We start from the raw sequence: 22,768 nt of genomic DNA, 5'->3' as shown, positions 1-22,768 counted from the left end.
CTGTCCGGCCTTTGCGCGGCTTCCCCACGCGCCCGATGCTCTTCTTGCTCGGCGCGAAACGCAGCGCTTCGGTCGAACACGCTTTGCGCCGGTGCCGGTGCCGCGGCCACCATAGTCGCCATAAGGAGCCATCGGACCATACGTCTATCCAAGTCCGCCGATTAAGCGCAGGCCGGTGACTGCCATCATCACACAGGCCTCGACCATGCGGGCGCGCCTATTCCGCCGCGTAGCCGTGGGCCGGCGCCTCGGGGACGCCCGCCACCCGGGTGCGGGTGCGCAGCGTCACGAACTCCTCCGCCGCGGTGGGGTGGATGCCGATGGTGCGGTCGAAATCCGCCTTGGTCGCGCCCATCGCCACCGCGATGCCGATGCCCTGCATGATCTCCGCCGCGTCCTCGCCCAGCATGTGGGCGCCCACCACGCGCTGGCTCGCCTGGTCCACCAGCAGCTTCATCAGGGTCTTGCGGCCCTCGCGCTTGCTGATGGTGTGGCGCATCGGCGTGAAGCGCGTGACGTACACGTCCACCGGGCCGCTGGCCGCCGCCTGCTCCTCCGTCAGCCCCACCGTGCCGATGGGCGGCGAGGTGAAGACCGCGGTGGGCACGTTGTCGTAGGAGGCCTTGCGCGGGTTGTTGCCGAACAGCGTGTCCGCCAGCGCGTGGCCGACCGCGGTGGCCATGGGCGTCAGGTTCAGCCGGTCCGTCACGTCGCCGATGGCGAAGATATGCTTCGCGCCGGTGGCGTGGTCCTCGTCCACCGGGATGGCGCCGCGCTGGTCCAGCGCGATGCCGGCGGCCTCCAGCCCCAGGCCCTGCACGTTGGGGATGCGGCCGGTGCAGAAGAACACCGCATCCACCTCCCGCGTGTAGTCGGTGGACAGCGTGACCAGCTTGCAGTCCTCCATCTCGCTGATGCGGGTGGGCTTGGTGCCGGCGGTCATGGTGATGCCCTGCGCCGTCATCGCCTCCATGACATCGGCGCGCAGGTCGCGGTCGAAGCCGCGCAGGGGCAGGTCGCCGCGGAAGATCACCTCCACCTCCGCGCCCAGGCCGCGCAGCAGGCAGGCGAATTCCAGCCCTATGTAGCCGGCGCCGACCACGGCCACGCGCTTCGGCAGGGCCTCCAGCGTGAACAGGTCGTCGGACATCAGCCCGAGCTCGGCGCCCGGGATGTCGGGCCTCGTGGCGCGGCCGCCGGTGGCGATGACGATGCGTCCGGCAGTGACGCGCTGCCCGCCGACATCCAGGGTGTGCGCGTCCAAAAAGGTCGCGCGGGCGTCGAAGGTGGTGACGCCCGCCCCTTGCAGCATGCGGCCATAGATGCCCGAGAGCCGCGCCACCTCGGCGTCGCGGGCCGCCTTCAGCACGGACCAGTCATGCGCGCCCTTGCTCACCTGCCAGCCGAAGGCGGCGGCGTCCTCGATCCACTGGCCGTATTCGGCGGCGTTGACCATGATCTTCTTCGGCACGCAGCCCACGTTGACGCAGGTGCCGCCCCAGAAGCGCTCCTCCGCCACCGCCACGCGGGCGCCGTGGCCTGCGGCGATGCGCGCGCAGCGCACGCCGCCGCTGCCGCCGCCAATGACGAAGAGGTCGTAATCGTGAGCCGTCATCGGCGGCGGCCTCCCGTCCGGCCTGCAAGCGGGCCGGTGGCGATCACGAACAGGTCATGGTCGTAGGTGCTCATCATCCCTCCGACATGGGGAGTGCGGTGCAGAGTTCCACCAGCGCGCCATCCGCGTCACGCAGGTAGGAGACATGCTGGCCCCAGGGTTTCCCGACCGGCGCCGAGACCTCGACGGCGCCGGCCGCCAGGGCGCGGGCATGGGCGGCGGGCAGGTCGTCCACCTCCAGCGCCACCTCGTGCGACCAGGGCGGCGCGGCCCCGCCGACCGGCAGGCCCTGCCCCGCCACGAAGCCATCGCGCGCGAAGGCCAGGCAGGTGGCGCCGGTCTCCAGCGCCACGAAATCCGGCCCGGCGTCGAAGCGCACCGCCAGCCCGAAGGCGCCCTGGTAGAAGGCGGCGCTGGCCTGGGCGTCGGCCACGTAGCGGATCACCCAGGCCAGGCGCACCGGCTCAGATGCCGCCCAGCGCCAGGTACTTGATCTCCAGGTAGTCCTCGATGCCGTACTTGCTGCCCTCGCGGCCCAGGCCGGACTGCTTCACGCCGCCGAAAGGCGCGACCTCGGTGGAGATGATGCCCTCGTTGATGCCGATGATGCCGGCCTCCAGCGCCTCGGCGACGCGGAAGATGCGGCCCACGTCGCGGGCGTAGAAATAGGCGGCGAGGCCGAACTCGCTGTCATTGGCCATCGCCACGCCCTCCTCCTCGGTGGAGAAGCGGAACAGCGGGGCGACGGGGCCGAAGGTCTCCTCGCGGAAGATCAGCGCCTCCTTCGGCACGTTGGCCAGGATGGTGGGCTGGAAGAAGTTGCCGCCCTTGTCGTGGCGCTGGCCGCCGGCGATCACCTGCGCGCCGCGGCCGGTGGCGTCGGCGATGTGCTCCTCCACCTTCGCCACGGCGTCGGCGTTGATCAGCGGGCCCTGGGTGACGCCCTCCTCCATGCCGTTGCCGACCTTCAGCTTCGCCACCGCGTCCTTCAGCCTGGCGGCGAAGGCGTCGTACACGCCCTCCTGCACCAGGATGCGGTTGGCGCAGACGCAGGTCTGCCCGGTGTTGCGGTACTTGGACGCCATCACGCCCTGCACCGCCGCATCGAGGTCCGCGTCGTCGAAGACCAGGAAGGGCGCGTTGCCGCCGAGTTCCATGGAGGTCTTCTTGATGGTGGGCGCACACTGCGCCAGCAGGATGCGCCCGACCTCGGTGGAGCCGGTGAAGGAGAGCTTGCGCACGGCGGGGTTGGAGGTCAGCTCGCCCCCCGTCTCGCCCGAGGGGCCGGTGATGACGTTGCACACGCCCGGCGGCATGCCCGCGCGCTCGGCCAGCACGGCCAGCGCCAGGGCGGAGAACGGCGTCTGGCTGGCGGGACGGATGACGCCGGTGCAGCCCGCCGCCCAGCCCGGCCCGGCCTTGCGGGTGATCATCGCGGCGGGGAAGTTCCAGGGCGTGATGGCGGCGAAGACGCCGATCGGCTCCTTCATCACCAGCACGCGGCGGCCTTGCGCGTGGGTGGGGATGACGTCGCCATAGACGCGCTTGCCTTCCTCGGCGAACCATTCGAGGAAGCTGGCGGCGTAGGCGACCTCGCCCTTCGCCTCGGCCAGCGGCTTGCCCTGCTCGGCGGTCATGATCGCCGCCAGGTCGTCGGCATGCTGGTGCATCAGGTCGTGCAGGCGGCGCAGGATGGCGGCGCGCTCCTTCGCCAGCATCTTGCGCCACGCCGGCAGCGCGGCCTGGGCGGCGGCGATGGCGCGGGCGGTTTCCGCCTTGCCCATGGCGGGGACCTCGCCCACCACCTCGCCGGTCGCGGGATTGCGGACGGCGATGCGCTTGCCGCTGTCGGCCTGCACCCATTCGCCGCCGATGCAATTGGCCTGCCGCAGCAGGTCGGGGTCCTTCAGCGGCAGCTTGGCCATGGTGTCGAGCATGGGTGTTCTCCTCCGTTGCGGGCAAGATAGGCGCCCGGCGGCGGATTGTCAGCGCCGCATGCGCAGGGGCAGACTGCCCGCAAGGACCAGGAGGGAACGGACATGGCACGGCGCATCGTGGACATCTCGGTGGCGCTCACCGCGGGCATCCGCAGCGACCCGCCGCACATGCTCCCCACCATCGAATACGTGGACCACCACCAGACCGCCGCGCTGATGGCGCAGCAGATGGGAGTGCCGGTTTCCGCGCTGCCGGAGGGCGAATACGCGGCGGTGGAGCGCGTCACGCTGTCCACCCACAACGGCACCCACCTGGACGCGCCCTACCACTACTTCTCGCGCATGAACGAGCGCACGGTGCCGGGCGGCGAGCCCTCCTGGCGCATCGACGAGGTGCCGCTGGAGTGGTGCTTCAACCCCGGCGTGAAGCTGGATTTCCGACACCTGCCGGATGGCCACGTGGTGACGGCCGCCGAGGTGGAGGCAGAACTCGCCCGCATCGGCCACAGGCTGAGCCCGATGGAGATCGTGCTGGTGAACACCCGCGCCGGTTCGCGCTACGGCGAGGAGGATTTCCTCGACAGCGGCTGCGGCATGGGGCGCGAGGCGACGCTGTACCTGGTGGAGCGCGGCATCCGCGTGGTGGGCACCGATGGCTGGTCCTGGGATGCGCCCTTCTCCCACACCGCGAGGCGCGTGAAGGAGACGGGCGATGCCTCCCTGATCTGGGAGGGGCACCGGGTGGGGCGCGACATCGCCTATTGCCACATGGAGAAGCTGAGCAACCTGGAGGCGCTGCCCGCCACCGGCTTCACCGTGGCCTGCTTCCCGGTGAAGGTGCATCGCGGCTCCGCCGGCTGGTGCCGCGCCGTGGCGATCCTGGACCAGTGAGGCGCGCGGTCCTCGCCCTGCTGCTGCTGGCGCTGCCGGCGGCGGCGCAGGCCCAGGGGGGAGAGTGGCGGCCCGAGCGGCCCTTCACGATCGTGCTGCCCTATGCCCCCGGCAGCGCGGCGGATGGCTATTCGCGCGCGATGGGCGAGCACTTCACCCGCGCGCTGGGCCAGCCGGTCACGGTGGTGAACCGCGACGGCGCCTCGGGCACGGTGGGTATGCGCAGCGTGGCGAATGCCGCGCCGGATGGGCTGACACTGGGAATCACGCCGATGACGCCGGTGGCGGTGCAGCCGCACATGGTCCGCAACCTCGGCATCGGGCCCGACAGCTTCGCCCCGGTCTGCGGCATCGCCGAGAACATCCTGGGCGTGGTGGTGCGCGCCGACAGCCCATGGCGCAATTTGGGAGACATCGTGGCGGCGGCGAAGGAGCGCTCGCTGGGCTATGGCTCGCCCGGCCCCAATTCCCTGCCCTTCCTGGGCGTGTGGCGGATGCAGCGCGCGGCGGGCGGCCAGTTCGAGCACGTGCCCTTCCGCGGCGACCCGCCCTCCATGACCGAGGTGCTGGCTGGGCGGCTGGATTTCGCCGCCGTGGTGGTGGCGAGCGCGAGCGGCCAGATCGCCTCGGGCCGGATGCGGCTGGTGGGCGTGTTCAGCGACCGCCGCCACCCGGACTACCCCGAGGTGCCCACGGCGCGCGAGCAGGGGCTGGATGCGGTGCAGCTTTCCTTCGTGGGGATGTACGCGCCGCGCGACACGCCTGAGGCGGCGCTGTCCGTGCTGGAGCGCGCCTGCCGGGACAGCATGGAAACGCCGGCCTTCCGCGAGGTGGCGGCGCGACTGAACGTGGTGGCCGGCTTCCGCAGCCGCGCCGAGTTCACGCGGATGGTGGCCGACGAATACGCGGCCTTCGGCACCATCCTGCCGCAGCTGGGGGTGCGGCCGGAGTAGCGCCGTCCCTGGCGGGGAACCCCGCTGCCAGCGACCGCCCTTGGCGGGACGCAGGGGAGGGCCGCGCCGGGCTGGCCTTGCCACCCGATTACCCGAATGGCACAGGGACCGCCCGGCCTACCACTGGCCGAGACGGGACATGGATTGCCCTCATGAATGAGTCCAGGCCGTCCGCGGCAGACGCGCTCACCCCGGACGAGTTGCACCGCGCGCTGGCGGATGCCCAAGCAGAGACAGCCGAACTGCACCGGGAACTCGCCGCTCTGCGGCTGCGGCAGATGCAGCAGATGCGGGAGCTGGAGCTCCTGACGCAGATCCACGGCGATGCAGGGCTGTCACCGCCGCAGCGGGCACGCCGGCTGGCGTCCCTGGCGCAGGCGCGCACCGGGGCCGGAAGGCAGAACGCGTCGGCGCCGCATCTCCTGCCTGGCGGACGGCCCGACACCATCGGGCGTCGCGTGAAGGACCGGCTGCTCCGCTCCCCGCTGCGCCACCCGTTGCTGCCGGTCTGGCGCCTGTATGTCGAGTCCGGTGCGCGCGATGCGGTCAACCGGGTGCGCAGTGCCATCTCGTCCTCGCTGCGGCGATGACAGCGCCCTTGAAGCCGGATGCGACGCTCGTGATGAGCGTGCATCGCGAGGCGGAGTTGCTCCCGCGCACCCTGGCCTCGTTGCGGGAGGCCGTCGCCTTCGCGGAGGCCTGCGGCCTGCACACCGAGCTGGTCATCGCCCTGGACCGCGGCGACGAGGCGACCCGCAGCGTCCTTCGTCGCATGAACAGGACGACCTTCCTCGACGTCCGGGTGATCGAGGTGGACCACGGCTCGCTCGGCCTGACCCGCAACGCAGCCATCGCCATGGCGCGGGGGGAATGGATCATCACCGCCGACGCGGATGACCTGGTTTCCTTCAACTACGTTGCCGCCCTGGTGGAGTGCGCACGCGCGGCCGGTCCCCTGGCGGTGACGGTCCCCGAGTTCCTGCTTGCCTTCGGGGGCAAGCATCACATCGCGCAGTTCTTCGACCTCAAGGTGGTGACGCCCCTCGCCCTCTTCGCGGACCACCCCTACGTCTCGCGCATCTGCTTCCACCGCAGCCTGGCGGCGGAGCTGTCCTTCGCGGACACCAGCCTCCGGACCTCGCCCTACGCGTACGAGGACTGGCACTTCAATTGCGAGGCGGTGGCGCTGGGCCGGACCTTTCTCGCCGCGCCCGGGGCGATGCTGTTCTACCGCATCCGCAGCGACGGCATGCTCCACTCCTCCACCGGGCGGGACATCCCACCTTCGCGCCTGTTCTCCCCACCCGTGTTCCGGCGCATCTGCGCCCCCTTCGCCGAGCGGTTGGCGCAGGAAGGGGACTGGCGGGCCGCCATGCCCCGACGTGGCGCCGCCCTGCTGGAGGACCCCGCGGCCTGCGAGATGATCGCCGCCGCCAACCGGCATGAGCCGATGATCAAGCCCGGCGCCATCGCCGCCGGCGGCAGCGTGACCTACCTCCACGCCGACCTCGCGCCCGCCCTCGCCTATCTGCGCATCTGCGACATCGTGGGCGAGCGCGAGTTCGACGAGGTCTTCCTGCTGCCCTACCTCACCCGCGGCGGGGCGGACCGCTACCTGCTGGACGTGATGGCGGAGATCGCGCGGCTGGACCCGTCCCGCCGCTTCCTGCTGCTGCTGGGCCACCGGCGCGAGGCCCATTACTGGCTGGACCAGCTGCCGCCCAACGCCCTGCACCTGGACATGCCCGCCCTGTGCCCCGGCCTCACGGCGGAGCAGATGGACCTGGTCTGCTTTCGGCTGCTGCAGGGCTGCGCCCGCGGCGCGCGCCTGCACATCAAGCCCAGCGACTTCGCCCAGCGCTTCTTCAGCCGCTACCACGCCAGCCTGCCGGGCCACCGCGCCGTCTTCTACCGCTTCTCCGAGCCCAAGGAGATGCTGGGGCCGCTGACCATCAACGACGGCTTCCTGTTCGGCTTCGTGTCCGAGCACGCGAAGGTGCTGGCCACCATCGTCTCGGACAACGAGGCGACGGTGGCGCAGGACCGGCGGCGCATCGGCGCGCCGGCCGGGAAGTGGCAGGTGCTGCGCTCGCGCCTCGCGCCCGGCCCGCTGCCGCCCTTCCACGCGGCGTCGCGCGGGCGGGTGCTGTGGCTCTCGCGCCTGGACAGCGAGAAGCGGCCGGGCCTGCTGCTGGCCATCGCCGCCCGGCTGGCCGAGGAGGCGCCGGAGGTGGCCATCGCCGCCCACGGCGCCGCCTCGCTGGGCCAGGTGGACCCCGCCATGTTCGCCGCCCAGCCCAACTTCACCTGGCACGGCCCCTTCGACAGCCTGGCGGACGTCCGGCCGGAGGAGCACGACGTGTTCCTCTACACCTCCGCCTATGACGGCATCCCGGTGGTGCTGCTGGAGATGGCGGCGGCCGGCCTGCCCATCGTCGCGCCCGACGTCGGCGCCATCGGCGAGGTGGTGCGCGACGGCGAGACCGGGCTGCTGCTGCCGATGACCGGCGACGACGAGGCGGACGCCGCGCGCTACGTCGCCGCCATCCGGCGCCTGCTGGCCGAGTCGGAGCTGCGCCGCAGCCTGCGCGCCGCCGCGTGGGGGCTGGTGCGGCGCCAGCACGGCGCCGCCGCGCACGCCGCCGGGGTGCGCCGCATCTTCGAGGGCGGCTGAGCCCTCAGCCGGCGAAGTGCTCCGCGAGCGGGAGGTCAGAGACGATGCGCCCGCCATCCATGCGGATGACGCGCGTGCACCAGCGCCGCACGATGCCCATGTCGTGGGTGGCGAGGACCAGGATCTCGGCGTCGGAGACCAGGCGCTCCAGACGCTCGGTGGCGCGGGCCATGAAGTCGGCGTCGCCGGCCAGGAACCACTCGTCCATCAGCAGGATCTGCGGCGCCATCAGGGTGGCGGCGGCGAAGGCCAGCCGGATGCCCATGCCGGCGGAGTAGGTGCGCACCGGCACGTCCAGGAACTCGCCCAGGCCGCTGAAGCGGCCGGCTTCCTCGGCCATCGCCTCGCATTCCGCCGGGGTGCGGCCGAGGAACATGCCGCGCAGGATGATGTTCTCCCGGCCCGTGGCCTCGGAATCCATGCCCGCGGCGGGGTCGATCAGGGCGCCGACGGTGCCCTCCATCTCCAGCCGGCCGCGCACCGGCTCGTAGATGCCGGCGAGGCAGCGCAGCAGGGTGGTCTTGCCGGCGCCGTTGCTGCCCACCAGCGCCACGCGCTCGCCCGGCGAGATGTGGAAGGACAGGTCGCGCAGGGCGGAGACGACGATGCGGTTCGCCTCGTCGCGCAGGCGGGCGGAGGAGCCGGCCAGGATGCGCTTCTTCAGGGAGCGGGCGCCGAGGTGGTAGAGCGGGAACTCCACGCTCATCGCCTCGGAACGGATGAAGGCCATCGGCGCGCCCCTCAGATCCAGAAGGCCAGGCGGGCGCGGAAGCGCACGAAGAACACCCCCGCCAGGACCGCCAGCGCGGCGGTGAAGAACACTGCGGCCGCCCAGATGGCCAGGGGCGCGCCGCCCTCCACCAGCGGCCCGCGCACCACCTCCATCACCACGTAGAAGGGGTTGAGGAACAGCCAGCGCTGCCCCGCGCCCAGCAGCTCGGGCTTCCACAGCACGGGCGACATGAAGAAGGCCAGCTGCATGACGTTGGCGACGATGGGCGGGATGTCGCGGAAGCGCGCGCACAGCATCCCCAGCAGCAGCGCGCCGGACAGCGCGCACACGGCCACCAGCATCAGCCCCGGCACCGCCAGCACCGCCTCGGGCCCCGGCAGGTGCCCGCACAGCAGGAACACCAGCAGGATCAGCGGCAGGCTGTGCGCGGCGGAGATGGCGTTGCGGAACACGATGCGCAGCACGTGCACCGTGTAGGGCAGGCGCATCTGGCGGATGATGGCCTCCGCGTTGGTGAAGGTCAGGCACGCCTCGTTGGCGATCTGCGCCAGCATGTTCCACAGGATCAGGCTCACCGCCAGGAAGGGCAGGTAGTCGCGCAGCTCCAGCTTCAGCAGGGTGGAGTAGAGCAGGCCCAGCCCCCCCACCATGGCGGCGGTGGTGAAGGTCAGCCAGAACGGCCCGAAGACCGAGCCGCGGTAGCGGTTGCGGGTGTCCAGCCAGGCCAGCGCCCAGGCGAGCCGGCGCAGCCGCCAGCCGCCCCCCAGGTCGGCCAGCGCGCGGGACAGCATGCGGGGGTCGGCGGCGTCGCGGACGTAGTGCTCCGCCCGCGCGGGGCTCGGGGATTGCATGGGGGCGCTATAGCCCAGGCCATCGGGCCCGCCTACCGCCGCGCTTGCTTGACCGGCCATGGGTTTGCGGCGAAAGAAGCGCCGCCTTCCCGCAGCGTGGACGGCACGTGAAGCGGAGGTGAACCCGGATGGACCTGGACCTGCTCGAAGCCGAGCGCCGCGTGGCCGGACGCCGCGTGCTGGTCACCGGCGCGGGCGGCTTCATCGGCTCCAACCTGGTGGGCCGGCTGGTGCGGGCCGGGGCCAAGGTCCGGGCCATGGTGCGCTACAACGCCCTGTCCTCCTGGGGGAACCTCGACTTCCTCCCGCGGGAGGTGCTGTCGGAGGTGGAGGTGGTGGCCGGCAACGTGGAGGATGGCGACTACGTGTTCTCCGTCGCCCAGGGGCAGGACATCATCCTGCACCTCGCGGCGCTGATCGCCATCCCCTACTCCTACGTCGCCCCGCGCTCCTACGTGCGGACCAACGTGGAGGGCACGCTGAACGTGCTGGAGGCGGCGCGCCGGCTGGGGGTGCCCCGCGTGGTGCACACCAGCACCTCGGAGGTCTACGGCACCGCCATCCGGGTGCCCATCGACGAGGACCACCCGCTGCAGGGCCAGTCGCCCTATTCCGCCTCCAAGATCGGCGCGGACAAGATGGCCGAGAGCTACTGGCGCTCCTTCGGGACGGAGGTGGTGACGCTGCGGCCCTTCAACACCTTCGGCCCCTGCCAGTCGGCGCGCGCCTTCATCCCCACCGTCATCTCCCAGGCGCTGGCGCCGCAGCCGGAGATCCGGCTGGGCGCGCTGGACCCCGAGCGCGACATGACCTTCGTCGCCGACACCGCCGCCGGCTTCATCCTGGCCGGGGTGACGGAAGGCATCGCGGGCGAGACCATCAACCTAGGCACCGGCCGCACCGATTCCATCGGCGCCATCGCCGGCCGCATCCTGGGCCTGATGGGCTGCAGCAAGCCGCTGGTGCAGGAGGCCGGCCGCATGCGCCCGGCGCTGAGCGAGGTGATGCGCCTGGTGTCCGACAACGGCAAGGCCAGGCGCCTGCTGGGCTGGGAGCCGCGGGTGGGGCTGGAGGCGGGGCTGCGCGAGACCATCGCCTTCATCGAGCGCCACCCGCACCTGTACCGCCCCGCGACCTACACGGTCTGAGCGCGATGCAGGCCGTCATCATGGCGGGCGGGCGCGGCACGCGCCTGGGCCCCTACACCGCCCTGTTTCCCAAGCCGCTGATGCCGCTGGGCGACGGCATGCCGGTGCTGGAGCTGCTGCTGCGCCAGCTGCGCGCCGCGGGCGTGGACGAGGTGGTGCTGGCGGTGAACCACCTGCACCACCTGCTGCGCGCCTTCTTCGGCGAGGGCGAGCGCCTGGGCATGCGCATCTCCTACAGCCTGGAGGACGCGCCGCTGGGCACCGCCGGCCCGCTGGGCGCCGTGCTGGACCGGCTGGGCGAGCGCTTCTTCGTCACCAACGGGGACCTGCTGACCACGCTGGACTTCGGCGCCATGCTGCGCGCCCACGACGCCGCCGGGGCGGACGCCACCGTGGCCAGCTTCCGGCGCGAGGTGAAGATCGACTTCGGCCTGCTGGAGACGGACGCGCGCATGCGCATGACGGGCTACACCGAGAAGCCCTCCTACCCGCACCTCGTCTCCATGGGCTGCTACGTGCTGCGGCGCGACGCGGTGCGCGCGCACGTGGCGCCCAACCGCTACCTCGACATGCCCGACCTGATGCGCGCCATGGTGGCGGCCGGCCAGGAGGTGCTGTGCCACGCGCCCGAGTGCCGCTGGCTCGACATCGGGCGGCCCGACGACTACGCCCTGGCGCAGGAACTGTTCCAGACCTCGCGCGACACCTTCCTGCCGCGCGGCTGAGCATGGCCGGGCCGCGCTTCCTCCTCACCGGGGCGAACGGCTTCCTGGGCACCCACCTGCTGGCGGCGCTGCGGGCCCGCGGCCTGGAGGCCTGGGCGCTGTCCCGCCGCCGGCCGGACGGGCTGGCGCCGGATCGCTGGCTTCCCCTGGACACGGCGGAGGACGCCCCTGCCCTGCGCGCCGCGCTGGCCGCCGCGGCGCCGGACGCCATCCTGCACGCCGCCGGCGCGGCCACCGGCGGGCCGGCGGCGCTCTACGCCGCCAACGCGGTGTTCGCCGCCCACCTGCTGGCCGCCGCGGCCGAGGCCGCCCCGGCGGCGCGGCTGGTGCTGGCCGGCTCCGCCGCCGAATGCGGCCCGCTGCCCGAGGCGGAGATGCCGCTGAGGGAGGACGCGGCGCCCCGCCCGCGCGACGCCTACGGCATCAGCAAGCTGGCCCAGACCCACCATGCCCTGGCGGCGCTGGAGCGCGGGCAGCGCGTGGTGGTGGCGCGGCTGTTCAACTTCATCGGCCCCGGCATGCCCGCCCACCTGGCGCTGGGCGCCTTCGGCCGGCAGCTGGCCGCCATGCCCCCCACTGGCGGCACCCTGCGCACCGGCGACCTGTCGGGCGAGCGCGACATCCTGCCGGTGGAGGCGGTGGCCGGGGCGATGCTGGACCTGGCCCTGCACCCCGCCGCGCAGGGGGTGGTGAACGTCTGCTCCGGCCAGGCGACGGCCATGCGCGCGGTGGTGGAGGAGCTGCTGCGCCGCTGCCCCTTCCCCGTGGCGCTGGAGGAGGAGGCCGGGCGGCACGGCGTCACCGCGGTGCGCCGCCACTGGGGCGACCCGTCGCGGCTGCACGCGCTGGGCATCCGCCCGCCGCCGCCCGACCTGCCTTTTGTGCTGGGGCGCTTCGTGGCCGCGCTGGGGCTGGCGGCGCGGTGAGCGGCGGCGAGGCCGGGGCGGGCCTGCCGCACATCGTCGGCGCCGGCGCGCTGGGGCGGGAGGTGGCCTGGGCGCTGGAGCTGGGCGGCACCCCCGCGGCGGGCTTCCTGGTGGAGCCGCCGCACGCCGCCGGGACCTGCGCCGGCCTGCCGGTGCGCGACGACGCCGCCAGCTGGGCGGCGGCCGGGGCGCTGGTGCTGGCCATCGGCGACGGCCGCGCGCGGCGGCGGCTGGCCGCGTTGCTGGCCGGGCGGCGCTTCGCGCAGGCCCGCCATCCCGGCGTCACCCTGGGCGCGCGCAGCATCCTGGGGGAAGGCGCCATGCTGATCGGCCCGGCCACGGTGTCGGTGGACGTGCGGGTCGGGGCGCATGTGCTGGTGAACCCCGGCTGCGGCCTGGCCCATGACGTGCGGGTGGGCGATTTCTGCTCCCTGGGCCCCGGCTGCCAGCTCGCCGGCGGCGCCGAGCTGGAGGAAGGGGCCGAGCTGGGCACCGGCGCGGTGGTGCTGCCGCGGGTGCGCGTCGGCGCCTGGGCGGTGGTCGGCGCCGGCGCGGTGGTGACGCGCGACGTGCCGGCGGGCGCCGTGGTGGCCGGGGTGCCGGCGCGCCCGCTGCGGGCGGGCGGGCGGTGAGGCGCGCGGGGTGTTCAGCCACGGCCGCATCCGGTAGCTCTGCCGCCGGACGGCGGGCGGCTGCCCGCGACAAGGGAGGTTTCCACCATTGAGCGAGCCTGAGCGCCCCCCGGTGCGCGTCCTTCGCCCGGCCCTGCCCACGGCAGAGGCGCTGCTGCCCTACCTGCGGCGCATCGACGCCTCGGGGATCTACAGCAATCACGGCCCGCTGGCGCTGGAATTCGCCGCCCGGCTGGGGCAGCTGACCGGCACGCCGGGCGTCACCCTGACCTCCAGCGGCACCACCGCCATCGAGGTCGCGCTGCGGGCGGTGGCGCCGGCCGGCGGCACCTGCCTGATGCCGTCCTTCACCTTCATCGCCACCGCACACGCCGTGGTGAACGCCGGGCTGTCCCCCGTGCTGGCGGACGTGGACGCGGGCAGCCTCATGCTCACCCCCGCGGTCGCCAGGGCCGCCATCGCCACGCTGCCGCAGGCCCCGGCCGCCATCCTGCCGGTCAGCGCCTTCGGCGCCCCGCCGGACCTCGCCGGCTGGGAGGCGTTCCGGGCCGAGAACGGCATCCCCGTGGTGCACGACGCCGCTGCCGCGGCGACGGCGCTGCACGGCGCGGGGGACGCGCCGGCCTGCGTGTCGCTGCACGCCACCAAGGTGCTCGGCATCGGCGAGGGCGGGGCCATCCTCACGCGGGACACCGCCCTGTCGGGCCGCATGACGGCGATGACCGGCTTCGGCTTCGCCGGGCGGGAACGGGTCTCCACCGTGCGGGGCGGCAATTTCCGCATGTCTGAATACGCCGCCGCGGTCGGGCTGGCGGCGCTGGACGCGCTGCCCGGGCGGCTGGCGCATCTGCGGGAGCTGGCGCTCGGCTACCGCAGGCGCCTCCAGGGCCGGCGAAGCCGGCTGCAGGACGGCGCGGGCGAGGCCTGGCAGACCATGACGCTCAACGTGCTGCTGCCGGAAGGCGAGGCGGAGGCCACGACGGCGCGGCTGGATGCCGCCGGCGTGGAATGGCGGCGCTGGTGGGGGCTGGGCACCCATCGCCACCCCGCCTTCAGCGACCTGCCGCGCACCGCCCTGGATACGACGGAAGCCCTGGCGCCGCGCGTGGTCGGGCTGCCCTTCCACACCGCCCTCCAGGAGGACGACATGGACCGCGTGGTGGCGTGCCTGCCATGAGCGCGCCGCTGCTCTCCTACATCGTGCTGTCCTACAACTACGCGGGCTTCATCGGGCAGACCCTGTCCAGCATCCTGGCCCAGGACGTCCAGGACTTCGAAGTGGTGGTGGTGGACGACGCCTCCTCCGACGCCTCCTGCGCCGTGGTGGAAGGCTTCGGCGACCCGCGGATCCGCCTGCTGCGCAACGAGCGCAACCTGGGCGGCGCCGGCAGCTACAACCGCGCGGTGACGGCGGCGCGGGGAACCTGGCTCGTCAACCTGGACGCCGATGACTGGATCGAGCCCGGCAAGGCCGCCGCGCAACTCGCCGCCGCCGAGGCGGACCCGAGCCTGGACATCATCGGCACCTGGGTGAAGCTGGTGGGCGCCGATGGGCTGCCCCATCCGGATGCCGCGCAGATCGAGGCCGCGGTGAACGCGGCGGTGGAGCTGAACAGCGTCTCCAGCTGGATCGGGCACAACCGGCTGTGCCGCTCCTCCACCATGGTGCGGCGCGACGCGCACCTGCGCGCCGGGCTGGACGACGAGGCGATGGTCCGCGCGCCGGACTACGAGCTGTGGACCCGCTTCCTGGCGCAGGGCAGCCGCTTCGGCATGGTGGCCGAGCCGCTGACCTGCTACCGGCTGCACGCGCGCGGCGTCACCCATGCCGACCCGCGCGGGACGCTGCTGGAAATGACCTGGGCGCTGCGCCGCAACCTGCTGCCGGCGATGGAGGCCCGCGGCGTGTGGAACGAGTGGCCCGCCATCCTGGACTGGCTCGGCGGCAGCCTGGCGCTGGCCCTGCTGCGCGCCCGCGAGCGCGAGCGCCTGTTCGGCCTGCTGGTGCTGGACCGGCCAGCCGCGGACTTCACTGCCTTCCGCCAGCTGGTGGAGACGCCCGACGCCTCCCTGGAGGCCGCCGGGCGGCGCGTGCTGGCCATGGCGCTGGCCGCGCGGGAGCCGCTGGGTGACCTCCTCAAGGACATCAACGCCTATGTGGGCGCCCGCGACTACTGGATCGCGCAGGCCGGGCGATGGGAACAGGCGGCGAAGGATGCGGTCGCCGCATTGGAGCAAGGGAAGTCATGCGAACCAGCACAGCGGCCCATCCACCGGCCGGCCGGGCGATTCTGGCGCTTCTTCCGTTCCTCGTGAGGGGGGCGCTGTCGCTCTCCGTGCTGCGGGAGATGCGCGGGCGCGGCTTCGACGTCACCCTGGCCTACTTCTTCCCCGAGGCGGTGGGCTACACATGGGACCCCTGCGAGGACTTCGCGCAGGAGGGCCGCCTGCTCGACCTCAGCGCCGACCGGGCGCCGCCAGCGGTGCAGCGCCTCGCCGGGGCGATCGCCGAGCGGCGGATCCCCCTCGCGGTGCAGTTCGGCGCGCCGCAGGCCTACGGCCATGTCGGCCGCCTGAAGGAGCGGCGCCCCGGGCTGCGGACGCTCGACGTCCTCTACAACGAGGTCGGGCACACCGTCGCGCACTTCCTGCACGAGAACGCCTTCGACGGCGTGGTGGTCGAGAGCGAGGCGATGCGCGCCTTCGTCGCGCGCGAGACCGCGAAGGCGGAGCCCGGCATCCACGTCATGCTCAGCGGCGTGGACCTCGACGCCTTCCGCCCTGCCAGGGACCAGCCCCCGCGGCCGCTCACCCTGGGCTACGTGGGGCGCATGTCGCCGGAGAAGGACCCGCTGCGCTTCGTGGCCCTGGCGGAGGCGCTGCACCGGAAGCTGCCGGAGCTGCGCTTCGCCATGTACGGCGAGGGCGCGATGGAGGGCGAGGTGCGCGCGCGCATCGCCGGCGGCAGCGCCGCCGCCGTCATCGAGTACCGCGGCTACGTGGACCACGTGCGGGAGGCGCTGCACGCGGTGGACGCCGTCATGCTCCCTTCCCGCGTGGACGGGCGCCCGAACGTGGTGATGGAGGCGAACGCCTGCGGCGTCCCGGTGTTCGGCGCGCCGGTCGGCGGCATCCCCGAGCTGATCGAGGACGGCGCCAATGGCTGGCTTCTGCGGCCGGACGCGGCCGGGCACGCCGCGGGCGTCATCGCCTCCTGGCTGGCCGCCCCGGCCGCGCTGGAGGAGACGCGCCTGCGCTGCCGCCGCATCGCGGAGGAGCGCTTCGACCGGAGCCGGATGCTGGACGACTACGAGCGCCTGTTCGACGCGCAGTGCGAGGCGGGACGCGTGGCATGACCCCGCCCGCCGTGTCCGTCTGCATCCCGTCCTACAACCACGCCGCCTACGTCCGCGAGGCCATCGGCAGCGTCCTCTCGCAGGAGGTCCCGGGCGGGCTGGAGGTGGTGGTGACCGACGACGCCTCCACGGACGGCACGCCGGAGGTGATCGAGTCCATCGGCGACCCGCGCATCCGCCTGTTCCGGAGCCCGCGCAACCGCGGGCCCAGCGTCACCGCGAACCACAACGTCCAGCAGGCGCGCGGGGAGTTCGTCGCCCTCCTGCCCTCGGACGACATGTTCGAGCCCGGCAAGCTGGCGCGGCAGCTGGAGGTGCTGCGGGCGCGGCCCGAGGTGGCGGCGGTGTTCAGCCACATGCGCTACGTGGACGAGCGCGGCGCGCCGCTGGCGCGCGAGCCCGCCGCCCTGGCGCTGCCGCGCGGGGTGACGCGCGAGCGCGCCCTGCGCACCTTCCTGCTGGAGGGCAACTGCTTCGCCGCGCCGACGGCGATGCTGCGGCGGCGGGAGATGCTGGCGCTGGGCGGCTTCGACGCGCGGCTGCTGCAGACGCAGGACTTCGACTTCTGGATCCGCCTGTGCCTGCGCCACGAGGTCGCGATGGTGGAGGAGCCGCTGGTCGCCTACCGCATCCGCGACGCCCAGGCCAACATGGATGCCAACACGCCCGCCAAGGCGGCGCGGCTGCACTGGGAGCTGCCGCGCATCCTGGAGCATTACCTGGGCTGCGACGCCGCCCTGCTGCGCGCCGCCTTCCCTGAGACGGCGGCCCACCTGGATGCCGGGCTGTCGCCGGCCAGCGCGGTCGGGCTGCTGGCGCTGGCGCAGCCGCACCCCTGGATGCGCGCCTTCGGCGTCGAGGCGCTGTACCGCGGGCTGGGCGACGCCGCGGAGGCCGCGCGGCTGGAAGCCGCCGGCTGGGGCAACCCCGCCTTCTTCCGCGTCCTCGCCGAGGTGGACCCCAGCGGGACCGCGCGCCTGCAGGCGGCGGAGCAGCGGCATGCCGCCCGCGAGCACGAGCTGGCCGACTACCTGCGGCAGGTCGAGGAAGCGCGGGACTGGTTCCGCATCCAGGCCGAGCGCTGGGAAGCGGCCGCCCGCGGGGTGGCCCAGCCATGAGGCGCCGCGCGCCGGCCCTGCCCCCGCGGCCGCACGGCCCCGGCGCAGGCGAGGGAGGCCCCCATGGATGAGCGCGAGCGCGCCCTGGCGCGCAGCTTCGCCGGGCTGGACTACGAGGGCTTCCGCGCCCTGGCCGGCCGCGCCGACCTGTCCGCCAACGAGCGCATCGGCTTCCCCGACAGCGTGCGCGGCGGGCGGGAGGCGGCCATCCTGGCCGACATCCGCGCCAAGCTGCCCGCCCTGGCCGAAGGCGCCGCGCCGGGGCTGGTGGTGGACATCGGCCCGGGCGCCGGCCCGCTGGCGCAGGCACTGGTCGCCGCCTGCCGCGCCCAGGGCCACGCGCTGTGGCTGCTGGATTCGCCCGAGATGCTGGCCGCCCTGCCCGAGGGCCCCGGCCTGACCAAGCGCGCCGGGCGCTTCCCCGACGGCACCGGCCCGCTGCCGGAGCTGGCTGGGCAGGCCGACGCGGTGCTGTGCTATTCCGTGCTGCACTACGTCTTCGCCGGGCAGCCGCTGGTGCCCTTCCTGGACGCCGCCCTGGCCCTGCTGAAGCCCGGCGGCGCCCTGCTGCTGGGGGACCTGCCCAACGCCTCCATGCGCCGGCGCTTCCTGGCCGGCGCGGCGGGGCGCGCCTTCCACCGCGCCTACACCGGGCGCGACGAGGACCCCGTGCTGGCCACCCACCCCGCGACGGAGGGCGAGATGGACGACAGCGTGCTGCTTTCGCTGGTGACGCGCGCCCGCGCCCTGGGCTTCGACGCCTGGGTGCTGCCGCAGCCGCCCGGCCTGCCGATGGCCAACCGGCGCGAGGACATCCTGGTGCGCCGGCCATGAGCGCGGCGGGCGGCGACCTGGTGCTGGTGGGCGACAGCGCCTTCGCCGAGGTGGCGCACGAATACTTCACCGCCTTCACCCCCTGGCGGGTGCGCGCCTTCGCGGTGGAAGCGGCGCACCTGAAGCGCGACACCCTGCTGGGCCTGCCCGTGGTGCCCTTCGAGACCCTGGCCCAGACCCACCCGCCGGACAGCCACCACGTCCACGTCGCCATCGTCTACACCCAGCTCAACCGCCTGCGCGCCCGGCTGGTGGCGGCGGCGGCGGGGATGGGCTACCGCCTCGCCTCCTTCGTCAGCCCGCGCGCCTTCGTGGCGCCCAGCGCCCGGCTGGGCGAGCACTGCTTCGTGTTCGAGGACAACGTCATCCAGACCGGGGTGGAGATCGGGCGCAACGCGGTGCTGTGGTCGGGCAACCACATCGGCCACCACTCGCGGCTGGGGGACCACGTCTTCGTCTCCTCCCACGTCGTCGTCTCCGGCCTGTGCACGGTGGGCGACCATTGCTTCCTGGGCGTCAACAGCGCCCTGGCCGACCGGACGGAACTGGGGGCGGATTGCTGGGTGGGGCCGGGCAGCGTGCTGTCGGGCGCCGTCGCGCCGGGGCAGATGTTCCGGGCGGCCGACACCGCGCCCTCGCGCGTCGGCACCCGGCGCTTCTTCCGCCTGGGCGACGCGCCGTGAGGTGGCGGCGCCTGGGGCGCGTGTGGGCGCCGGATGGCAGCCTGCCCTGGGCGCGCAGCCACGCCATGCTGCCCACGCCGCTGCCGCTGGGGGACGGGCGGCTGCGCCTCTACCTGGCGTGCTGCGACGCCGGCACCGTCTCGCGCATCGGCTGGGTGGACGTGAAGGCGGACGACCCATCGCGCGTGCTGGGCTGGGCGCGCGAGCCGGTGCTGGACATCGGGGAGGCCGGCTGCTTCGACGACAACGGGGTGAACCCGTGCAGCATCGTGGCGCTGCCCGGCGGCCGGCTGCGCCTGTACTACGTGGGCTACCAGCGGCCGGGAAAGGTGCCCTACACCCTGTTCACCGGCGTGGCCGAGGCCGATGGCCCGGACGGCCCGTTCGTGCGCGTGCAGGACGTGCCGGTGCTGGACCGCGGCCCGGGCGAGCGCTTCTTCCGCACCGCCGCCCTCGTCCGCCCCGCGCCCGGCGGGTGGGAGGCGCTCTACGTCGGCGGCGGCCAGTTCGCCGAGGCGGCGGGGCGGCTGCAGCCGCGCTACGGCATCCGCCGCGCCTTCTCCGCCGACGGCCTCGCCTGGCCGGCGCGCGGGGAGGCGGTGCTGGAGCCCGCCCCCGGCGAGATCGGCTTCGGCCGCCCCTGGGTGATGCCCCGCGCCGGGCAGGCCGACGTGCTGTGGTATTCGGCGCGCGGCCCGCGGGGCTACCGCATCGGCCACGCGGTGCGCGAGGGAACGGGCTGGGCGCGCCGCGACGACGCCGAAGGGCTGGACGGCGCGGCGGAGGACTGGGATGGCGGCATGCAGTGCTACGCGGCGACGCAGGACATCAACGGGCAGGTCGTGATGTTCTACAACGGCGACGGCTACGGCCGCACCGGCCTGGGCGCCGCCGTGCTGGAGCAGGGCTGAGCGCGTGAGCGGCATCCTCGTCGAGCCCTACACCCCGGCCGAGGCCGCGGCCTGGAACGACTTCGTGGCGCGCAGCAAGAACGCCACCTTCCTGCACCACCGCGGCTACATGGACTACCACGCCGACCGCTTCCCCGACGCCTCGCTGATGGTGCGCCGCGAGGGGGAGCTGGTGGCGCTGCTGCCGGCCCACCGCACCGCCGGGGGCATCGGCAGCCATGACGGGCTGACCTATGGCGGCTTCCTGGTGTCCACCCGCATGACCACACCGCTGATGCTGGAGGTCTTCGCCGAGACGCGGCGCCGGCTGGCCGCCGAGGGGGTGGGCAGCCTCACCTACAAGACGGTGCCGCACATCTACCACCGCCTGCCGGCCGAGGAGGACCGCTACGCCCTGTTCCGCCACGACGCGGTGCTGGTGCGCCGCGACCTGCTGAGCACCATCGACATGGCGCGCCGCCCGCCGCCGCAGGAGCGCCGCCGGCGCGGCGCGGCGAAGGCGGCGAAGCACGGCGTCCAGGTGCAGGAGGACCCGCGCTGGGAGGAGTTCTGGGCCCTGCTGGAGCACCACCTGGTGTCGCGCTTCAACCGCCGCCCGGTGCACAGCCTGGAGGAGATCCGGCTGCTGCAGGGGCGGTTCCCGCAATCCATCCGCCTGTTCACCGGCCGCGACGCCGCGGGCGCGCTGCAGGGCGGCGTCGTCATCTACGAGACGCACGAGGTGGCGCACCTGCAATATGCCGCCGCCACCGCGGCGGGCTTCGCCTCCGGCTGCCTGGACCGCCTGTTCCTGCACCTGCTGGACGAGGTGTTCGCCGGCAAGCGCTGGTTCGACTTCGGCAACTCCACCGAGCAGGAGGGGCGCTGGCTGAACGCCGGCCTGATCGACCAGAAGGAGGGCTTCGGCGGCCGCGCCGTGGCGCACGACTACTACCGCCTGGTGCCCTGAGGGCGGCTCACTCCACCGTCACGCTCTTGGCCAGGTTGCGCGGCTGGTCCACGTCGGTGCCCTTCAGCACCGCCACGTGGTAGGACAGCAGCTGCACCGGGATGGCGTGCAGGATGGGCTGGGCGAAGGCGCCGACCTCCGGCAGCTCCACCACCGCCTCGGCGAAGCGCGACAGCGCGGGCGCGCCCCTGGCGTCGGTGAAGGCCATCACGCGGCCGCCGCGCGCCGCGGCTTCCTGCAGGTTGCTCAGCGTCTTCTCGAACAGCGGGCCGGAGGGGCAGAGGGAGATGACGGGCACGTCCTTGTCGATCAGCGCGATGGGGCCGTGCTTCATCTCGCCCGCGGCGTAGCCCTCGGCGTGGATGTAGCTGATCTCCTTCAGCTTCAGCGCGCCTTCCATGGCGATGGGGAACAGCGAGCCGCGGCCGAGGAACAGCACGTCGCGCGCCTGCGCCACCTGCTGGGCCAGGGCGCGGATCTGGGCGTCCTTCTCCAGCACGCGGGCGGCGTTCTCCGGCACGTCCAGCAGGGCCTGGGTCAGCTTCGCCTCGTCGGTGGCGGACAGGTGGCCGCGGGCGCGCCCGAAGCCGATGGCGAGGCAGGCCAGCACCGCCAGCTGCGCGGTGAAGGCCTTGGTGGAGGCGACGCCGACCTCCGGCCCCGCCACCGTCAGCACCGTGGCGTCGCTCTCGCGCGCCATGGAGGATTCCGGCACGTTCACCACGCTGAGCACCTGCTGCCCGCGCGCGCGCAGCAGCTTCAGCGCCGCCATGGTGTCCGCCGTCTCGCCGCTCTGGCTCACCAGGATGGCGGCGCCGCCCTTGGCCAGCGGCGGGTCGCGGTAGCGCAGCTCGCTCGCCACGTCGGCGTCCACCGGGATGCGGGCCAGCTGCTCGATCCAGTAGCGGCCCACCTGCCCGGCCAGGAAGGCGGAGCCGCAGGCGGAGATGGTCAGGCGCGGCACGCTGGCGGGGTCGAAGGGCAGGCGCGGCAGGCGCACCTCCAGCGTGCGGGGGTCCAGGTATTGCCGCAGCGTGTCGCCCAGCACCGCCGGGTGCTCGTGCAGCTCCTTCTCCATGAAGTGGCGGTAGTTGCCCTTGCCGGTGGCCGCGCCCGAGACGCTGGTCACCCGCACCTCGCGCGCCACCTCGGCGCCCGCGGCGTCGAAGAAGCGCGCGCCCTGGGCGTCCAGCACCGCGTGGTCGCCTTCCTCCAGGTAGGCGATGCGCCGGGTCAGCGGCGCCAGGGCCAGCGCGTCGGAGCCGACGAACATCTCGCCCTCGCCGAAGCCCACCGCCAGGGGGGCGCCGTGGCGGGCGCAGATCATCATGCCCGGATGCCCGGCGAACACCAGCGCCACGGCGAAGGCGCCGTGCACGCGGCCCAGCGCGGCGGCCGTGGCCTCGCGCGGGGGCAGGCCCTGGGCCAGCAGGTGGTCCACCAGGCGGCAGAAGGTCTCGGTGTCGGTCTCGGTCTCGAAGCGCGCGCCCTCCGCCTCCAGCTCGGTGCGCAGCTCGGCGTAGTTCTCGAAGATGCCGTTGTGCACCACGGCCACGCGGGCGGTGGCGTGCGGGTGGGCGTTGCGCTCCACCGGGGCGCCGTGGGTGGCCCAGCGGGTGTGGCCGATGCCGGTGGCGCCGGGCAGCGGGTCGCGCTCCAGCACCGCCGCCAGGTTGCCCAGCTTGCCCTCGGCGCGGCGGCGCTCGATGCGGCCCTCCACCAGCGTGGCCACGCCCGCGCTGTCATAGCCGCGGTATTCCAGGCGGCGCAGCGCCTCCACCAGCCGCGGGGCCGCGTCGTCCTTGCCGATGATGCCGACGATGCCGCACATG

The 22,768-nt window shown here is 73.6% G+C and carries 22 protein-coding genes; 16 read left to right on the top strand and 6 right to left on the bottom strand.

What is annotated here, in order from left to right; translation table 11 throughout:
* Window positions 1-217 precede the first annotated feature (217 nt).
* The 3 genes from gorA to ACI6QG_RS13600 all read right to left on the bottom strand — a co-directional run bounded on the left by gorA (window position 218) and on the right by ACI6QG_RS13600 (window position 3,552).
* Entirely contained in the window at window positions 218-1,615 is a 1,398-nt protein-coding gene (gene gorA / locus ACI6QG_RS13610) for a glutathione-disulfide reductase (RefSeq protein ID WP_407025114.1), read from the bottom strand.
* 73 nt (window positions 1,616-1,688) lie between these two features.
* Window positions 1,689-2,075 (bottom strand): VOC family protein, encoded by a 387-nt coding sequence (locus ACI6QG_RS13605; protein WP_407025113.1) that lies wholly within the window; start codon window positions 2,073-2,075, stop codon window positions 1,689-1,691.
* Between the two features lie 4 nt (window positions 2,076-2,079).
* Window positions 2,080-3,552, bottom strand: coding sequence for an NAD-dependent succinate-semialdehyde dehydrogenase (locus tag ACI6QG_RS13600; RefSeq protein ID WP_407025112.1), 1,473 nt, complete (start codon window positions 3,550-3,552; stop codon window positions 2,080-2,082).
* Between the two features lie 102 nt (window positions 3,553-3,654).
* On the opposite strand from ACI6QG_RS13600, the gene ACI6QG_RS13595 reads away from it, so the two are divergent.
* From ACI6QG_RS13595 to ACI6QG_RS13580, 4 genes are all read left to right on the top strand, one after another.
* On the top strand, window positions 3,655-4,443 hold the full coding sequence (locus ACI6QG_RS13595) for a cyclase family protein (RefSeq protein ID WP_407025111.1): 789 nt from the start codon (window positions 3,655-3,657) through the stop codon (window positions 4,441-4,443).
* Complete coding sequence (locus tag ACI6QG_RS13590; RefSeq protein WP_407025110.1) at window positions 4,440-5,396, top strand: tripartite tricarboxylate transporter substrate binding protein; 957 nt, start codon at window positions 4,440-4,442, stop codon at window positions 5,394-5,396. The genes ACI6QG_RS13595 and ACI6QG_RS13590 overlap by 4 nt, the downstream gene beginning before the upstream one ends.
* A 152-nt stretch (window positions 5,397-5,548) precedes the next feature.
* On the top strand, window positions 5,549-5,986 hold the full coding sequence (locus ACI6QG_RS13585; RefSeq protein ID WP_407025109.1) for a hypothetical protein: 438 nt from the start codon (window positions 5,549-5,551) through the stop codon (window positions 5,984-5,986).
* 32 nt (window positions 5,987-6,018) lie between these two features.
* Window positions 6,019-8,070, top strand: a complete 2,052-nt coding sequence (locus ACI6QG_RS13580) for a glycosyltransferase (RefSeq protein ID WP_407025108.1) — start codon at window positions 6,019-6,021, stop codon at window positions 8,068-8,070.
* A gap of 4 nt (window positions 8,071-8,074) precedes the next feature.
* Here the strand turns inward: ACI6QG_RS13580 and ACI6QG_RS13575 are convergent, their stop codons facing one another.
* Both ACI6QG_RS13575 and ACI6QG_RS13570 read right to left on the bottom strand, forming a co-directional pair.
* Complete coding sequence (locus ACI6QG_RS13575) at window positions 8,075-8,800, bottom strand: ABC transporter ATP-binding protein (RefSeq protein WP_407025107.1); 726 nt, start codon at window positions 8,798-8,800, stop codon at window positions 8,075-8,077.
* A gap of 11 nt (window positions 8,801-8,811) precedes the next feature.
* Entirely contained in the window at window positions 8,812-9,654 is an 843-nt protein-coding gene (locus tag ACI6QG_RS13570) for an ABC transporter permease (RefSeq protein ID WP_407025106.1), read from the bottom strand.
* A gap of 128 nt (window positions 9,655-9,782) precedes the next feature.
* Here ACI6QG_RS13570 and ACI6QG_RS13565 point away from each other — a divergent pair, with 128 nt between their 5' ends.
* The 12 genes from ACI6QG_RS13565 (at window position 9,783) to ACI6QG_RS13510 (ending at window position 20,936) form a co-directional block, all read left to right on the top strand.
* Window positions 9,783-10,802, top strand: coding sequence for a GDP-mannose 4,6-dehydratase (locus ACI6QG_RS13565; protein WP_407025105.1), 1,020 nt, complete (start codon window positions 9,783-9,785; stop codon window positions 10,800-10,802).
* 5 nt (window positions 10,803-10,807) lie between these two features.
* Window positions 10,808-11,527, top strand: coding sequence for a sugar phosphate nucleotidyltransferase (locus ACI6QG_RS13560; protein ID WP_407025104.1), 720 nt, complete (start codon window positions 10,808-10,810; stop codon window positions 11,525-11,527).
* A 2-nt stretch (window positions 11,528-11,529) separates the two neighbouring features.
* Window positions 11,530-12,453 (top strand): NAD-dependent epimerase/dehydratase family protein, encoded by a 924-nt coding sequence (locus tag ACI6QG_RS13555; RefSeq protein ID WP_407025103.1) that lies wholly within the window; start codon window positions 11,530-11,532, stop codon window positions 12,451-12,453.
* The gene (locus ACI6QG_RS13550; protein WP_407025102.1) at window positions 12,450-13,085 is read left to right on the top strand and encodes a NeuD/PglB/VioB family sugar acetyltransferase; all 636 of its coding nucleotides are present in this window, start codon (window positions 12,450-12,452) and stop codon (window positions 13,083-13,085) included. The genes ACI6QG_RS13555 and ACI6QG_RS13550 overlap by 4 nt, the downstream gene beginning before the upstream one ends.
* An 88-nt stretch (window positions 13,086-13,173) precedes the next feature.
* Entirely contained in the window at window positions 13,174-14,262 is a 1,089-nt protein-coding gene (locus ACI6QG_RS13545; RefSeq protein WP_407025101.1) for a DegT/DnrJ/EryC1/StrS family aminotransferase, read from the top strand.
* On the top strand, window positions 14,259-15,401 hold the full coding sequence (locus ACI6QG_RS13540) for a glycosyltransferase family 2 protein (protein ID WP_407025100.1): 1,143 nt from the start codon (window positions 14,259-14,261) through the stop codon (window positions 15,399-15,401). The genes ACI6QG_RS13545 and ACI6QG_RS13540 overlap by 4 nt, the downstream gene beginning before the upstream one ends.
* Window positions 15,398-16,441, top strand: a complete 1,044-nt coding sequence (locus ACI6QG_RS13535) for a glycosyltransferase family 4 protein (RefSeq protein WP_407025099.1) — start codon at window positions 15,398-15,400, stop codon at window positions 16,439-16,441. Before ACI6QG_RS13540 ends, ACI6QG_RS13535 begins: the two co-directional genes overlap by 4 nt.
* Window positions 16,438-17,559, top strand: coding sequence for a glycosyltransferase family 2 protein (locus tag ACI6QG_RS13530; protein WP_407025098.1), 1,122 nt, complete (start codon window positions 16,438-16,440; stop codon window positions 17,557-17,559). Before ACI6QG_RS13535 ends, ACI6QG_RS13530 begins: the two co-directional genes overlap by 4 nt.
* A gap of 63 nt (window positions 17,560-17,622) precedes the next feature.
* On the top strand, window positions 17,623-18,393 hold the full coding sequence (locus tag ACI6QG_RS13525; protein ID WP_407025097.1) for a class I SAM-dependent methyltransferase: 771 nt from the start codon (window positions 17,623-17,625) through the stop codon (window positions 18,391-18,393).
* Window positions 18,390-19,076 carry an acetyltransferase gene (locus ACI6QG_RS13520; RefSeq protein WP_407025096.1) on the top strand — a complete coding sequence of 229 codons (687 nt, stop codon included), beginning with the start codon at window positions 18,390-18,392 and terminating at the stop codon, window positions 19,074-19,076. The genes ACI6QG_RS13525 and ACI6QG_RS13520 overlap by 4 nt, the downstream gene beginning before the upstream one ends.
* Window positions 19,073-19,987, top strand: a complete 915-nt coding sequence (locus ACI6QG_RS13515) for a glycoside hydrolase family protein (RefSeq protein WP_407025095.1) — start codon at window positions 19,073-19,075, stop codon at window positions 19,985-19,987. Before ACI6QG_RS13520 ends, ACI6QG_RS13515 begins: the two co-directional genes overlap by 4 nt.
* Before the next feature lie 4 nt (window positions 19,988-19,991).
* Window positions 19,992-20,936, top strand: coding sequence for a hypothetical protein (locus tag ACI6QG_RS13510; RefSeq protein WP_407025094.1), 945 nt, complete (start codon window positions 19,992-19,994; stop codon window positions 20,934-20,936).
* 7 nt (window positions 20,937-20,943) lie between these two features.
* Here ACI6QG_RS13510 and glmS read toward each other — a convergent pair whose 3' ends face one another.
* Complete coding sequence (glmS, locus tag ACI6QG_RS13505; protein WP_407025093.1) at window positions 20,944-22,767, bottom strand: glutamine--fructose-6-phosphate transaminase (isomerizing); 1,824 nt, start codon at window positions 22,765-22,767, stop codon at window positions 20,944-20,946.
* Window position 22,768 lies beyond the last annotated feature (1 nt).

It is taken from the genome of Sabulicella flocculans (assembly GCF_045449635.1).
Lineage (GTDB): Bacteria > Pseudomonadota > Alphaproteobacteria > Acetobacterales > Acetobacteraceae > Roseococcus.
This window is presented reverse-complemented; position numbering and strand designations above follow the sequence as displayed.

What these genes read in the sequence shown, in the direction of transcription:
- ACI6QG_RS13570 (WP_407025106.1), bottom strand. Translation starts at nt 9,654, where the DNA reads ATGCAATCCCCGAGCCCCGCGCGGGCGGAGCACTACGTCCGCGACGCC.
- ACI6QG_RS13560 (WP_407025104.1), top strand. Translation starts at nt 10,808, where the DNA reads ATGCAGGCCGTCATCATGGCGGGCGGGCGCGGCACGCGCCTGGGCCCC.
- ACI6QG_RS13555 (WP_407025103.1), top strand. Translation starts at nt 11,530, where the DNA reads ATGGCCGGGCCGCGCTTCCTCCTCACCGGGGCGAACGGCTTCCTGGGC.
- ACI6QG_RS13580 (WP_407025108.1), top strand. Translation starts at nt 6,019, where the DNA reads ATGAGCGTGCATCGCGAGGCGGAGTTGCTCCCGCGCACCCTGGCCTCG.
- ACI6QG_RS13585 (WP_407025109.1), top strand. Translation starts at nt 5,549, where the DNA reads ATGAATGAGTCCAGGCCGTCCGCGGCAGACGCGCTCACCCCGGACGAG.
- ACI6QG_RS13540 (WP_407025100.1), top strand. Translation starts at nt 14,259, where the DNA reads ATGAGCGCGCCGCTGCTCTCCTACATCGTGCTGTCCTACAACTACGCG.
- ACI6QG_RS13530 (WP_407025098.1), top strand. Translation starts at nt 16,438, where the DNA reads ATGACCCCGCCCGCCGTGTCCGTCTGCATCCCGTCCTACAACCACGCC.
- gorA (WP_407025114.1), bottom strand. Translation starts at nt 1,615, where the DNA reads ATGACGGCTCACGATTACGACCTCTTCGTCATTGGCGGCGGCAGCGGC.
- ACI6QG_RS13595 (WP_407025111.1), top strand. Translation starts at nt 3,655, where the DNA reads ATGGCACGGCGCATCGTGGACATCTCGGTGGCGCTCACCGCGGGCATC.
- ACI6QG_RS13520 (WP_407025096.1), top strand. Translation starts at nt 18,390, where the DNA reads ATGAGCGCGGCGGGCGGCGACCTGGTGCTGGTGGGCGACAGCGCCTTC.
- ACI6QG_RS13525 (WP_407025097.1), top strand. Translation starts at nt 17,623, where the DNA reads ATGGATGAGCGCGAGCGCGCCCTGGCGCGCAGCTTCGCCGGGCTGGAC.
- glmS (WP_407025093.1), bottom strand. Translation starts at nt 22,767, where the DNA reads ATGTGCGGCATCGTCGGCATCATCGGCAAGGACGACGCGGCCCCGCGG.
- ACI6QG_RS13565 (WP_407025105.1), top strand. Translation starts at nt 9,783, where the DNA reads ATGGACCTGGACCTGCTCGAAGCCGAGCGCCGCGTGGCCGGACGCCGC.
- ACI6QG_RS13575 (WP_407025107.1), bottom strand. Translation starts at nt 8,800, where the DNA reads ATGGCCTTCATCCGTTCCGAGGCGATGAGCGTGGAGTTCCCGCTCTAC.
- ACI6QG_RS13600 (WP_407025112.1), bottom strand. Translation starts at nt 3,552, where the DNA reads ATGCTCGACACCATGGCCAAGCTGCCGCTGAAGGACCCCGACCTGCTG.